Origin of the sequence: Aliiglaciecola sp. M165 (assembly GCF_007197995.1) — a bacterium.
In the GTDB taxonomy this organism is placed as follows: Bacteria; Pseudomonadota; Gammaproteobacteria; order Enterobacterales; family Alteromonadaceae; genus Aliiglaciecola.
In genome coordinates, this window is record NZ_VKKH01000001.1 from 413,371 (window position 1) to 428,056 (window position 14,686).

A 14,686-nucleotide genomic window follows, 5' to 3' on the forward strand; every position below is an offset into this window, starting at 1 on the left:
ATAAAATAATGCCTTAAAAACCGAACTCTTAACGTCGGTTCAGTAAGAGAAGACTAAGCAATCTGTGCATTAGTTTTTGCATACGGTAACCAACACTCTGCAATGCACCCTGATTGATCGCTGCGGTTAATCAATCGCAACGTGCCATTATGCGCTTCGGCAATTTGGCGGCACAAAAACAGCCCAATGCCGTTGCCGTCTGGTTTGGTTGTGTAAAAGGGGACAAAGAGGTTGTCTGAACTGGGAAGACCAATGCCTTGGTCAATAATTTGAATTCGAACACCTTGATTAAAACCTTGCCACTGTATGCTCACCGGAGTTTTTGCGCTTGAGGCCTCCACGGCATTTTTCATTAGATTTATCAAAAGCTGCTGAAGCTGATCTGGGTCAACGTCTATTGCCAAAGGTTCTGTGTTTTTGATCGCAAACTCGCCTTCCAATAATTCGCTCAGCCCTTGCACCAATTGCAGTAAGTCGGTTTTGCGTTTTTCAGGTGTGGGTAATTTGGCAAGTTTTGTATAGGCTTCAGTAAACTTCAGGAGACTTTTACTTCGTTCCTGCATCAGCGATAGGGCTTTTTCGTAACTTTGATGCCAGGCCTGTGTCTTTTCATCATACAAACGCGTTATTAAGGTCTCGCTTACCGAAATCATTGAGGCCAGAGAGTTATTTAACTCATGACCCAGCACTCTTATCAAACGAAGCCATGCACTCCGCTCTTCCTCTCTGAGCGTTCGAGACAAGTCATTCACCAATAGCAATGAATAGCGCTGTTCGCCCTGGATAAAATAGTTTTTACGCAATTCCCACCGGCCGCCGCGACTTGGAAACCAATGTTCTACCACATCTCCTGAAGCATGCTCAATTAGTTGGTTTAAGTGCAGTTGTATTAAGTTCATACCCAATAACGAAGACTTGGATTTGGCAAACAGCTCACATCCCATGTCATTGATGTTTTTCAAGATATCATTGCGATCAAATACAAATACGGGAACATCGAATTCAGCAAGGAGTTTGTCGAGCAATATGTCTGTTTCAACAAATTGCAGGCGTTTTTTTTGGTGACCTTCTGCCAGAAGGTTAATCTCTCGATAAACATCGCTCCAGGCACTGTCTGAATTTTGCGCGGCTATTCTCATGCTGTAGTCGCCCATACGCAGACTTTCGATCACATTGGCCAGACTATAAAAATGCCGTTCCAAAACACTTTTTATATGAAAGGCAATCAATAACCAAACAACCACGATTAAGGGAATAAAAGTGAAGACGCTCAGCCAACTAGCTTCGGCGTACCAAAATAGAAAAATAACCACTATTAGGAATACTGAACCCATGAGTAACACCCATCGAAAAATCGTGGTTTCAAGGGTGTGAGATGGTTTATCGAGTTTTACATCCAAGATTTTCAGTCATCCTTTCAAATCTAGATCGTTTAAATCCTCATATTTATCTAACCGACGATACAGTGCAGCGCGAGAAATGCCAAGCTTTTCAGCAGCCAGTAAAATATTGCCATCACTTGATTTGATTGCGTTGGAAATCAGCAGTTTCTCAGCTTCCTCCAGGGTCATCTGAGTCAAATCCGATTGTTTTGTTGACGACGTTAAACCTAAGTCTTCTGCAACGATTGACTGAGCCGACGCCATCAGTACCGCCCGCTCTATGCAGTGGGACAACTCTCTGACATTTCCCGGCCAGGAGTGCTGAATAAGTGCTTTTTTAGCATCATCAGACAAGTCAAGTTCTGGACGTCGATACTTTGATTTCAATTTATTCAGGAATGACTCAGCTAGCGGCACTATGTCAGCATTTCGCTTGCGAAGAGGTGGTATTTCAATTGTGATGGTATTTAGTCTGTATAGAAGATCCTGGCGAAACCGACCTTCTTCAACCTCTAAGCCAAAATCAACATTACTTGCCGATATTATTCTCACATCCGCTTTTTTCGTTTTAGAAGAACCGAGCTGTTCAAATTCCCCAGATTCAAGCACTCTTAACATTTTGCCTTGCAATGCCATGGGAATATTTGCAATTTCATCTAAAAACAAAGTGCCTTTGTCTGCCATTTCAAAACGCCCCATGCGATTCGCCTTGGCATCGGTAAAAGCACCTTTTTGATGACCGAATAACTCACTTTCAAAAAGTGAATCGGAGAGTGCTCCCATATTCACACTCACCATTGGGGCGTTATTTCGTGGACTTAGGTTATGTATCAGGGTTGCAAACAGGCTTTTTCCAACACCACTTTCTCCTGTGAGCAAAATATTGGCATCGCTCGAAGCCGTGCGTTCTATAAGCTGCATGACTGGCTGCATGGCTTCGTCCACCGCTATGACGCTTTCAGACGTCTGCGGTTTCTTGGCTAGCTCGGTCAAGCGGCGATTGTTTAATTTTTCTTGGGCAAGGGAAATGTGGTTATTTATAAGTGAAAGTAAACGCGCGTTATTCCAGGGTTTCTCGATAAAATCATTAGCACCTGATTTTATCGCAGAAACACTAAGTTCGATGTTTGCCCACGCTGTCATGACAATGATGGGCAACGCTTGATCGATTAGACGAATCTGTTTTATTAACGCAATTCCCTCATCTCCAGATGTGGTGTCTTTCGCGTAGTTCATGTCCATCAGCACTAAGTCAAAGCTTTGCTTATCCAAGACATGCAGCGCACTCTGCGGCGTATCGACCTCCGTTATTTCGAACCCTTCGGGTTCAAGCAATAAGGCTAGCGATTGGCGTATGTGCGCTTGGTCATCAGCAATGAGTATTCTAGTGTTAGGCATAGGTTAAACGTCTTATTTTTTATTCATATTGTAAAGCTTGTTGGGGATGAACTCTGGTCGCTCGTCGGGCAGGTATCCAGGTAGCAAATAGCCCAACTAGAAACAACACAATAGGAACCGCCGCAAAGGTTATTGGATCCAAGGTATTCACTCCATAGAGTACACTAGCGATAAATTGACTGAAAATAAATGCCAGTATCATGCCGACTATCGCCCCTACTAAAACGGGTCGCGCTGTATCTCGAATAATCCAGCGTTTAATGACGTTGGGCCTTGCGCCGATGGCCATGCGAATGCCAATTTCGTTAGTGCGTTGACTAACCATGTTGTCGCTAATGCCGTAAACGCCTATGCTGGCTAACAATAATGCTATAGCAGCAAAAATGGCCAAAACGGTTAACAGCAATTTTTCTTCGACAATAGAAGTACGGGTCAACTCTTCTAAGGTTTCGATTAGGATCATGGGCGCCGTCGCTTCCAATTGAATAGAGGTCTGAAGCATATGATTTTTAATCGCGCCAATAGAATCCGCGTCTGTTTTTACCAAAACCGTCATACCTGGATAGTTTAGTTGTGTGATCGGCAAGAAAAATTCAGCTACGGGTGCTGCCCTCAGGCCACGATGTTTAACATTTCCCACCACGCCGACAACAGTATGGTCCCCGCCCATCCATTCAGGCAAACTTAAAATATTGCCGATTACCTGTTGATTTGGCCAGGCCTGTTCCGCAAGTTTTTGGTTTATTACAACCACTTTGGGACTTTCTTTGGTATCCCGTAAATCAAACTCACGACCTTCGAGCAAAGGAATTTCTAACAGATTGAAATATCCACTGGTAATGGTGCGAACATGACCAGATGGTTCTTCGCCTCGAGGTACTGATGGCGCACCAGGGAATGAATAGTTAATTGAAAAATCGATGCCAGTTCTTCCCATTGGCATAGTAGACGTACCCGCCACTTCTAAAATTTTGGGGTGTTGTTTCAAGGTTTCTACAACGTTAAACCAAAAACCGGCGCGAGTAGGTTGTGGCTCAAAATTATCAGGTAGCCAAATATGTCCTGTCACAACATTAGTTGTATTGAATCCGGTGGCTTGGTTAGACAATTGAATATAACTTCGCATAAGTAGCCCAGCGCAAATAAGCAATACAACTGCCACACAGACTTCACCAGAGACAAGCAATCGACGTACGCGCTGACTTTTTTCGTCACCGGTTACCTTGCGCCCGGCAGATTTAATCGCATCGGATAGTTTGTTGGGATTAACAATCGAGTATGCAGGGATCAATGTGGTTGCAAGGGTCGATAAAGTAATCAGTACCATTACAGCAATAACTGTATTGTGATCAATACCGACCTCATACAACCTCGGAAGTCTTGAACCCATTAGACTCTGAATCCATTCGATCGACCAAGCCGAAAGTAATAGCCCCAATATTCCGCCAACTGAACATAAAAGTAAGCTTTCAGTTAGCAGCTGACGCAGCAGCCGTGAGCGAGAAGCACCCACAGATACCCGTACTGCAAGTTCTTGAGTTCGATTGGCGTATTGTGCAAAAGTTAAATTGACCACATTTAACACAGCAATTAGGAAAACGGCGAGTACTGAAGCCAATAACAGATACAGGGAAGGCTTGGAATCACCCACTATCCGTTCTAGGATGGGCACATAATGAATTTCCCATACGTAATCTGTGTCTCCTCCGGACTGATTGATAAGACGCTGAATACCAGCAGATTGTTGCTTGGCTTGTTCTACATTCAGGCCTGATTGGAACCTGCTAACGACCAACACGGGTCTATCCAGCTGGTCAATAGGCATCCATAAATCGACCGATGTATAGCCTGTACTGGAGTAATTCGGTGGCATCACACCGATAACCTGAAAATCCTGATTGTTAAGTTTTATCATTCGATTGAGGATGTCAGGATCGCCGCTGAAATCTCGCTGCCAAACCTTGTGACTGATAAGCAGTGATTGAGTGTTGATATCGCTTTGCTCGTACCATCTTCCTAAGAATGGCTTAACGCCAAACATCGACAAGTAATTGTGGCTGGTAATAAGCATCGTCAGCGGTTTTTGTTGCTCTCCTTGGGCAAGCGTCGCTTGATCAAATGCGTAGTAGGCCATTTCTTTTAACGGCGATTGTGTATCTTGTATCTGTTTATAAAAATCGAGGTTGAAGCTGTTATTCAATTCGTTCTTCTTCACATTCATTGTACCGACAAACACCAGCTCCTCAGCATTTGGAAACGGCAAAGGTTTGAGTAACACGTTGTTTACAAGGGTAAACATCGCGGTAGTGATTCCAATACCCAGTGCCAGAGTCAAAATGGCGATGAACGAAAAAATGGGGCTAGCTTTCAAACTACGAAAACCAAATTCAATGTCCCCTAATAACCTTTCCATATGCGCCTCCTATTGATTTGCTGCCATGGGATGAAGAGGAATTTGCTCGTCTACCATTTTGCCGTCGAATAATTGCACCACACGATCCGTAAGATCGGCGTAGCGCGTATCGTGGGTCACCATGCAAATCGTCGTGCCTTGTTGATTAAGGTCACTGAGTAACTGGATGACCGCCTCACCATTCTTAGAATCCAGATTCCCAGTTGGTTCATCCGCAAGCAACAGTGTGGGCTCACTGACCAAGGCTCTGGCAACCGCAACACGCTGTTGTTGCCCGCCAGATAATTGTCCAGGGAAATGCCGATTACGGTGACTCATACCAACTTTTTCTAACGCAACGTTTACTTTTTCAAGACGTTGGGATTTGGACATGTCATCACGATAAGTAAGTGGCAATTCAACGTTCTCAAACACACTCAGGTTGCCGATTAGATTGAAGGCCTGGAACACGAAGCCTATGGATTCGCAACGAAGACGGGCACGTTGGTCTAAATCCAAATTTTCAGTGGATTGCCCGTTAATTAAATAGCTACCTGAGCTGGGCACATCCAGTAGGCCTAAAATGGACAACAATGTCGATTTTCCGCACCCTGAGGGCCCGGCTATAGATAAAAATTCGCCTTTTTGAATATCGAAACCAATGTTAGACAAGGCATGGGTTTCGATTTCATCTGTTCGAAAAACCTTGCTCACATTTTGAAGTGAAATGATTGTGTTTGAATTCGTCATGAGGGTCTCCGAGTTTGCTGTTTATTGCGTTAATCTAATGGCATCGTGTTGGGTAAATTCAGACATATCTGAAACAATTACCGAATCACCTTGCTGTAAACCTGCGATGATTTGAATGGATGATACCGATGCTTTTCCAAGTTTAATTTTGCGTTGTTGTGCTAACCGTTGATCGCTATCTAATGTAAACAATCGGGTATCGGTCAGCGCAACTGCACCGGCTGGACGATCAATATAAAGTGCGTTTTCAATCTGTTCGACAATGATGGTGCCAGTTACGCTTAAATCTGGACGGGCGCCGTTAGGAAGCTGCCCTGTCAATTCAACGTCTACTTGCACATTGCCGTTTTGCACTCGTGGATCAATGCGCTTCACTACGCCCTCAACCAATCCGTTTCGGGTGTCGATCGTCGCGACAAAACCCAGCTGTAAGTCCTGCACAAGATTCTCTTGAATCTGCAGCTCCGCCATAAGTGAATCTGGACGAGCGACTCGCGCAATATTCCCACCAACTTCAACCCGTTGACCGACATCGACCGATATTTGTTGTAAAACACCGTCGATATCAGCAGTAATTTTTAAGGCATTCAATTGGGACTCGAAGCGGTTGAGCATATTCCTGAATTTGCGTACTTTCGCTTCTTCCGCTGCCAACTTGGCACTGACCACATCCGCTCTACGCTTCTGGGTTTTTAATCGAATATCCAATTCCGCTTGCCTTTGCTTGGTGTTCAGTTGGGTCGTCGCAAAATCCAAATCAGAAATGATGTGTTTATCTGCTAAGGGCTGCTCAGCCTTTTGCTTTAATTTGGCAGTTTCCAGAAACATTCTGGATTGAGTAACCATTAGCTCTTGTTCTAATGTTTGTTCTTCGAGCTGCGCCGCCAGGGCCAATAAGTTTGCTTCAGCAGCATCCAACTCCCACTGTGCCTGCTCGTATTGGCTTAAAATGTCTGGATTAGATAGCTCAGCAATAACTGTATCGCGACTAACCAGTGCGCCGGGTTTGATCAATAGACGTTCAACCCGCCCTGCTGACGCTGCAGCAATCCAGCGTATTTCTGAGGGAGCAAGCACACCTACTCCACGAACTTTACGGGTAAACTCACCTTGTTTGACTTCGCTGATCCAAACATCCGTTTGTTTGACAGAAGGTACAGCCGGGTCGAAATAGCTAGCAGAGATAAAAGCAATCGCAATTAGCCCTGCAAGAATATATGCAAACCGGTACTTCTTTTTAAAAAGCGATTTGCTAGTAGTTTCAATTGGCATATCCACAATATGCTCCTCCCATTTGAAAGCACTTTTCTAATGCTATGAATGTTTGGGTTCACTATTGCGAGTTCTGTGCCAACCAGATAACGAAACTTAATCGATTGAAACATATAGAAAAAATAATTTTCAGAGGTTTTAGGCTAAGATAGTGTGTCCGATTTCGTAAATGAGGTTTACGGAATCGGACAGTGTTATTGCATCGACTTAATTCGATTTACAAAATCTCGGTATTGAGTCGTGTCAATATCATAGGTTTGTTTAAAACTCTCTACTGACGCAGTGAGGGCCTCTTGTAGCATTTCGTCAGACAATTTTTTCTCCCGCCATGCTATTAATGCGCCATATGCCTTTATGATGGAAAAACGATAATTGTCTTTTTCATCCAAGTGCTTTTCTGCATTTATTATTGCCATATCGAGGGCTTTTGAAGCCTCAGCATAACTATTTTGAAAGTACAAAGATGCACTAAGCTCAAGTGACATGACAATAATATCTGCTGAGCCATTTGGGTTGATTTCATTAAAACGGGAAAGGGCTTCCGTAAGGATATTCTCCGCTTCTTTGATATTGCCAGCAAGCAAATGAATCCTTCCAATCACACTTAATGAAATAGGATAAAAGGGATGTTGTTTCCCCACGGTCTGTCCTACAACCTCCAGCATTGCTTCTCTGCTTTCAATCGCCTTAGCATAGTTTTGCTGCGCTACAAGTATGTTGGCTACCATGCCCATACTTGCTGCAATCTCTATGCTTGGGCCTTTGTGTATATCTTGGCGAATTTTCAGACCTTTTTTCGCATAATCCAGGGCTTCGTCGTATTCGTTAAGCTGAAGAAGTGTATTAGAAAATTGATTCAAACCGTGAGCGAGATCCAAAGTAGGCTTCACATCATATTTGTTGTTAAATGCCAACCCCTTAAGCATATATTCCTTGGACTCTTCGAATCTAGACATATCACGAAGCACTGCACCTGCACCAAAATATGCACTCGCGGTATATTCTTCTTCGTATTGCGTATTTTCAGAAAGCGCAATCACTTGTTCAAAATTTTGCAAACTAGGCGCGTTTTTTAAGGTATAGGTTTGAGCCGCAGCCAAACTATAGTGAGCGGCTATTTTATAGTAATTGAGGTCTAAATTTACTACATCACGCAGTGAACTGATTATTTCCAAATTTTTGCGGTGAGAGTTGCTTGCACTTAGATAGTCACCTGTTACAACCTGTAAAGCACCGAGTTGGTATAGTGACATCACTCTTAGCCGCTGCTGCGCGCTGCCAGATAATGAATTCTCTGCAAGCTGAGTTTCAACATGTTGAATCAGCTCAAATGCTTTATCCACCTCATTTATTTGCTGATAAACTCCCGCCAAAACAATCAACAACTCTGCTTGAATAGCAGGTGCTCCATCCAACGCCAAAGCAGAAGCATAGGCTTCATCAATCAATGTCGCTGCACTAATGACCTCACCATCATTAACGTTTGGATCAGCAGATACAAATATATCGGTCAAGTATCGAGTAGTCTCTTGCGCAATTGAGGCTTGTTGCACTGCCCTGTCTCGTTGCTGTTGAATTTGGGCCGACTGATAAGACACTACAACAGCGAAACTCACCAGACCTATCACCAATACACCCGCTAAACTTGAACTGAGTTTATTACGCTGTACGAACTTTGAAAAACCGTACCATCGGCTGGGTGGTCTGGAAATTATCGGAAAATTAGAGCGGTAACACTGAATGTCATAAGCCAAGGCTTCAACACTCACGTAGCGCTTATCGGCTGCTTTGTTCAGCGCTTTTAAAACAATAGTATCTAAATCACCTTTTACGGCAGATAGCCTGGATTGTATGGTTAAATCTGAAGATTCCTTGCATCGTTGGCTCGGCTTTACAGGTGTTTGCTCGAGAATTTTAGTTTCAAGCTCACGTTGAGTAGAGTCCGTAAAATCAAACACTGGCGTGTTTGTCAGTAACTGCATCAATAGACTACCGAGACCATACACGTCGGTAGAGGTCGTAACGGGCTCTCCGAGTACCTGTTCAGGGGCAGCATTACTGTGAGTTAATACACGGATAGAAACTTGAGTGAGATGATTATTGGTATTTTCTTTGTCTTCTTCGAGAAGCTTTGCGATACCAAAATCAAGCAGCTTCACTCTGCCCCCTTTAGTTACCAAAACGTTACTTGGCTTGATATCCCGATGTACAACTAAATTTTGGTGAGAATAGGTTACAGCACTAAGCACTTGTTGATATAAATCGAGGACTTGATCTGTTGTTAACTTATTCTGTCGGCAATATTCACTAATATTTACCCCATCAACATATTCTAAAATGATATAGGGAAAACCTTCATGGGTTTGCCCACCGCCAATAAAACCTGCGATGTTAGGATGTTTTAGAGAAGCTAGTATTTGGCGTTCAAGCTTAAAACGTTGCTCGTTGAGTTGGCCAAGCATTCTTTGATGTATAACTTTTATCGCAACAAGTTGGCTAAAATCTGAGTTTTCGCGTTCAGCAAGAAACACGCTACCCATACCACCTTCACCTATAGGTGACACAATCCTAAACTGCTCGATGGTGTCTCCCACCGTTAGTTTTGCTTCAGATTCCAAAAATTGTGCGGCGTTGACATCAACGATCTTAGATATCTCGTTACCACTATCACTGATAGCCGTGCTTTCATTTAGCATAGCGAGTACTCGCTCAGCAAGTTCATCATCACCTTTTGTATGTCCTTGAATAAAGGCTTCTCGCTCGTCAGGTTCAAGTGTTAGTGCTTCGTTGAATAAATCCTTAATACGATCCCACTTGTGTTTATCCATTAATTAACCTTTTCCTAATTTCGCCATTTCAACCTTCAGCCACGCTCTAGCAGCTTTCAAATCTCGCTCTAAGGTTGCGTGCGACACATTCATGACAGAAGCAACTTCATTATTGCTCAACTCTGAAAACAATTTTAATTCAAAGGCTTGCGCACTTCTTTTATCAAACGCAGCTAGTTCCGTGAGCAATTTGTCCAAATAAATTAACTCTACCGTGTTGATATCTGACTGATCCGCTATCTCGCTGATTGTCACCAATACTGATTTTCCACTGCGCTTGTTTGTCAGTTTTTTACGAGCATGATCCACAAGGATTCGGCGCATTTGCCTGGCCGCAATGGCGATAAAATGTGCTTTATTGTCAACGTCTATCTCTTTACCCGCTAAATTAACATAGGCCTCATTCACCAATGCAGTAGCTTGCAGAGTGTGCCCGGAACGCTCTTTGAACATATAACGTCTAGCAATCTTTTTGAGCTCATCTAGTAACGCAGATTGCTGTTGTTCGCTTAGCTCCTTAAAACCGTCGTCGAAGCATATTTCCATCTAGAAACACCGTTGTGTATTTTTTAGGCAAAAATTGACTTTACTGCAAAAGTAAGGATTTGAATAGCTTGGCAAAACACACCAGACCACATGATTCTTCGCCTAATCAGATAATACTGTGGAAATACACTTTTTCTCTCACTTTCTAACTGCGAGAAATCTCCGATTTAGCCCTCAAAAACTTTTTTGAGGGCGTTTTAACACTTTTCACGCATTGGGTTAGTGAACATGAAAATAACTGTCAAACCGACGGTCTCGATTGCGCAGCAATCACGCTCATGTAAAAGGAGAAAAATATGAAAAGCTTACAAATAACAGCCCAAGAGAAGGGTATATATAAATTATCTTTGTTAACTAGCGCCATCCTTGGTGCCTTACTCTTAAGTGCATGTGGAGGCGGCGGTGGTGACAGTTCTACGTCGACACCGGTAACACCCCCTCCACCACCTCCTCCACCTGATACCCCACCAAGCGTTAGCGTAGACTCCCGTATTATTGTCAGCGTGGGGGATTCCGTGAGCTTTAGTGCCTCGGCATCTGATCCCGATGGAGACGACATATCTTATGAGTGGGTGCAGCAAAGCGGCGAGCCAGTGTCGAACTCTAGCGGCTTCGACACTGCTACCGCGAGTTTTAGCGCTCCAGACAGCGTGAGTAGTTTTACCTTTGAAGTGACCGCTACTGCTAATGGACAATCTGATTCAGCGTCCATTTTGGTAATCGTGTTAGAAGATGTCGACACGGCCGTGTTTATTGATGCGCAGTTTACCGGTGCATCTGATGGCTCAATCGATGCTCCGTATAAAGAGTTTGCTAGCGTCCTTGAGCAAAACCTCGACGACAACACTGACGTCGATTTCTATATCAAAACGCCTACAGATGATACGGTGTTTTCGTTGTGGGAAGGTGACACTAGGACAATCAGCCAAAACATCAGCTTTTATGGTGGCTACTTAGAAGATTGGCACCGAGATGCCACCAACCAACGTACCCCAATAATGACCGAGAATGAAGCGGGTATTCGCTATTCTAGCACTGACCAATACGTTGAAGTGTCAGGCATCGACTTAATGCTAAATCTAGATGCAGTCGACAACGGTACTAGTGTGGTCGGAATTCAGGGTGTCTCTCTTGATCACCTTATGATCCGAGATAACACTATCAGCTTGAGTGACTATCCCTTCGATAACTCATCGGCATCAGTTTATGGTGTTATATCTGACCAAATCACCTCTTTCAGCTTACTCAATAATACCATAACAAGTGGTTCGGCCCCGGCGAGCGCAAGAGATGCAGTGCAAAACAATCGAGGTGCTGGTGCTGATGGGCGAAATGGCAGTAATGGCGATGGTGCCGATGGTGGTATTGGCGGTGACTCAGATACGGGAATAAGCGGTGGCGGACAAGGGGGAGATGGAGGCAGAGGCTCTTCTGAAGATGGCGAAAGAGGTGAAGATTCCAGGCTGGGTTTCTCAACTGGTCCGGGCGCAGGTGGCGCTGGCGGCGATGCATCTGAAGATGAAGACGATGGTGTAAATGGTGTAAATGGAAACAATGGAATCACTGGTTCAGCAGGTAATGGTGGTACTGGGTTTGGCCGTTTTACTAATGGAGGTCGATTCGCTACGTCTAGCGGCTCTCTTGGGCGGAGTGGTTCTGATGGCGCGGGCGGCGGTGGAGGCGGAGGCGGCGGTTCGTCGACCTTAGGCTTTAATGGCGGCGGCGGTGGCGGCGGTGGCGAAGGTGGCGAAGGTGGTGAAGGTGGCTTTGGAGCCAATTCAGGCGGCGCATCCATTGGCGTTTATGTCATTCAAGGCGCGCTCAACGACATCGCGGGCAATACCATCACGACTAGCAATGGCGGTATTGGGGGCATCGGTGGCTTGGGAGCTAGCGGTGGCGACGGAGGTTCAGGCGGTAGCGGCGCAGACGGTAACTCAAGCAACTCTGGTGACGGCGGAAATGGTGGTAATGGCGGTGACGGTGGCGACGGCGGCATCGGCGGTTCAGGTGGCGGTGGCCCAACATTTGGCATATTACTTAACTCTGACACCTTTGCCACGATTAGTAATAATCAAATCACCACGGGTAATGGTGGTAACGGAGGTAGCGCAATCATTGCAATCGAGCAAGCCGCAGGCAAAGGTGGTTGGAGTATTGGCATTTTTGATGCGAACACAGAGGATGCGTCAACTCCTACTCTCGATGGTAACACCTTTACCATTGGCGAGGCAGGTGATGATGGCAACCCTTCTGCAGGAACCGGAACGGCTGCGGACACTAATTTTTAAACCTAGGTTTCATTACTAGTTTAAAGAATGAAAAAGCACCTACGGGTGCTTTTTTAATATGTGTATCTACTGGTTCAAACCACCTGCCCAGCAACCCACCCTGAGCTCCAGGCCCATTGGAAGTTGTACCCACCGAGCCAGCCAGTGACATCGACAACTTCACCGATGAAGTAAAGCCCCTCGACGTCTTTGGCCATCATGGTTTTGGATGAAAGCTGGTTGGTATCGACACCACCTAGAGTCACTTCGGCAGTGCGATAGCCTTCGGTGCCGTTGGGTTTGAGTTGCCAGTGATGGAAAGCGTCGGATACTTGTTGTAGTTGTTTGCCTTGGTACTGTTTTAGCGGTTTGTTGTCCAATCCCAAATATGGCAATGCGGTTTGAACATAACGTTTTGGATAGTATTTTGCCAAAGCTGTGGCTAATTGCGCGTCGGGTGATTGATTTTGTGCGCTGACAAGTTCTTGATGAAGGTCGCCATTGGGAAATAGATCGAATTCCACCGCTTGGCCTGGCTCCCAAAAAGACGAGATTTGTAGCACGGCGGGGCCACTTAGCCCGCGATGGGTAAACAAGATGTTTTCGTTGAAACTGGTGTCATTACAACTGGCTCGTGCATCTAAAGAGATACCGCTTAGATCGGCAAACACGGCTTTGTCGTGATCGTGCAAGGTGAAGGGCACCAGCCCTGCTCTTGTGGGTTTAACCGCCAATCCAAACTGCTCCGCAACTTTATAACCAAAAGGCGAAGCACCAAGCTTTGGCATCGACAAGCCGCCTGTTGCAACGACTAGAGATCCACACGCAAAATCTCCATGAGCGGTAGTCAGAGCGAATCCATTAACGGTTTTTTGTATATCGGTTATTTCACATTGGGTTTTGACCTGAGCGCCGGCTTTATCACACTCTTTTAATAGCATATTGAGAATGTCTTTTGCCGAGTTATCGCAAAACAGCTGTCCTAAGGTTTTTTCATGGTAAGCAATGCCATAGTCATTGACCAAGCCAATAAAATCCCATTGGGTATAACGGCTAAGTGCTGACTTGCAGTAGTGGGGGTTGTCAGATAAAAAGTTCTCTGGAGAGGCGTACATGTTAGTGAAGTTGCACCGCCCTCCACCTGACATAAGGATTTTCCCGCCGATGCGTTTAGCGTGATCAATGACTAACACTGAGCGACCACGTTTGCCCGCTTCAGCTGCACAAAACAACCCAGCAGCACCCGCACCTACGACAATAACATCTTTTTGAATCAATTCTTTTCCTCAACAAAAAGGAGCGATAATACGCTCCTTTTTCACATCTCTTAAAGCTGGGTTTTACCCAGCGTCAACACCACTATAAGGATTTTAACATGGTTTCCGCATCACTGACTTCAAAACGACCAGGATCTTCAATATTGATTTTTTTCACCACACCATCCTCGATCAACATGCTGTAACGTACGGAGCGAATACCACCAAAGGTGTCTGTGTCCATATCCAAACCAATTTTCTGGGTAAAGTCGCCGTTACCGTCGGCCAACATCAATATCTCGTCAGCGTTGTGCTGTTTACCCCATTCTGACATGACAAACGCATCGTTTACTGACAAACAAATTATTGTGTCTACACCTTTGGCTTTAATTTTATCTGCCAACGCCACATAGCCTGGTAAATGGGCTTGGGAGCAGGTTGGCGTAAACGCACCGGGAACTGCAAACATCACAACTTTCTTGTCATTAAACAGGTTGTTTGTATGTAGGTTCTGCATCTCACCATCCACCAGCGCGGATAATGTGGCTTCTGGCATAGTGGCGCCTTCTGAAATCATCTGTCATTCCTTATA

Annotated in this window: 10 protein-coding genes; 1 reads left to right on the top strand and 9 read right to left on the bottom strand. The window is 44.9% G+C overall.

Annotation, left to right across the window (positions count from 1 at the left end):
• Positions 1 to 53 precede the first annotated feature (53 nt).
• The 7 genes from FM019_RS01780 to FM019_RS01810 all read right to left on the bottom strand — a co-directional run bounded on the left by FM019_RS01780 (position 54) and on the right by FM019_RS01810 (position 10,568).
• Entirely contained in the window at positions 54 to 1,334 is a 1,281-nt protein-coding gene (locus tag FM019_RS01780; protein ID WP_143834168.1) for a sensor histidine kinase, read from the bottom strand.
• A gap of 75 nt (positions 1,335 to 1,409) precedes the next feature.
• Positions 1,410 to 2,780, bottom strand: coding sequence for a sigma-54 dependent transcriptional regulator (locus tag FM019_RS01785; RefSeq protein WP_143834169.1), 1,371 nt, complete (start codon positions 2,778 to 2,780; stop codon positions 1,410 to 1,412).
• A gap of 19 nt (positions 2,781 to 2,799) precedes the next feature.
• Positions 2,800 to 5,193, bottom strand: a complete 2,394-nt coding sequence (locus FM019_RS01790) for an ABC transporter permease (protein WP_143834170.1) — start codon at positions 5,191 to 5,193, stop codon at positions 2,800 to 2,802.
• Between the two features lie 9 nt (positions 5,194 to 5,202).
• On the bottom strand, positions 5,203 to 5,922 hold the full coding sequence (locus FM019_RS01795; RefSeq protein ID WP_143834171.1) for an ABC transporter ATP-binding protein: 720 nt from the start codon (positions 5,920 to 5,922) through the stop codon (positions 5,203 to 5,205).
• Between the two features lie 21 nt (positions 5,923 to 5,943).
• Entirely contained in the window at positions 5,944 to 7,194 is a 1,251-nt protein-coding gene (locus FM019_RS01800) for an efflux RND transporter periplasmic adaptor subunit (RefSeq protein ID WP_260681503.1), read from the bottom strand.
• A gap of 194 nt (positions 7,195 to 7,388) precedes the next feature.
• Positions 7,389 to 10,022: a serine/threonine-protein kinase gene (locus FM019_RS01805; RefSeq protein ID WP_143834173.1), complete on the bottom strand. Its 2,634-nt coding sequence runs from the start codon at positions 10,020 to 10,022 to the stop codon at positions 7,389 to 7,391.
• A gap of 3 nt (positions 10,023 to 10,025) precedes the next feature.
• Positions 10,026 to 10,568 carry an ECF-type sigma factor gene (locus tag FM019_RS01810; RefSeq protein WP_143834174.1) on the bottom strand — a complete coding sequence of 181 codons (543 nt, stop codon included), beginning with the start codon at positions 10,566 to 10,568 and terminating at the stop codon, positions 10,026 to 10,028.
• Positions 10,569 to 10,864: 296 nt separating this feature from the next.
• Between FM019_RS01810 and FM019_RS01815 the strand changes: the two genes are divergently transcribed.
• Positions 10,865 to 12,859: a PKD domain-containing protein gene (locus tag FM019_RS01815; RefSeq protein WP_143834175.1), complete on the top strand. Its 1,995-nt coding sequence runs from the start codon at positions 10,865 to 10,867 to the stop codon at positions 12,857 to 12,859.
• Between the two features lie 74 nt (positions 12,860 to 12,933).
• Here FM019_RS01815 and FM019_RS01820 read toward each other — a convergent pair whose 3' ends face one another.
• A complete protein-coding gene (locus FM019_RS01820; protein WP_143834176.1) occupies positions 12,934 to 14,115 on the bottom strand; it encodes an NAD(P)/FAD-dependent oxidoreductase in 1,182 nt (393 codons plus the stop codon).
• Between the two features lie 82 nt (positions 14,116 to 14,197).
• Positions 14,198 to 14,671, bottom strand: a complete 474-nt coding sequence (locus FM019_RS01825; protein WP_143834177.1) for a peroxiredoxin — start codon at positions 14,669 to 14,671, stop codon at positions 14,198 to 14,200.
• Between the last annotated feature and the right edge of the window lie 15 nt (positions 14,672 to 14,686).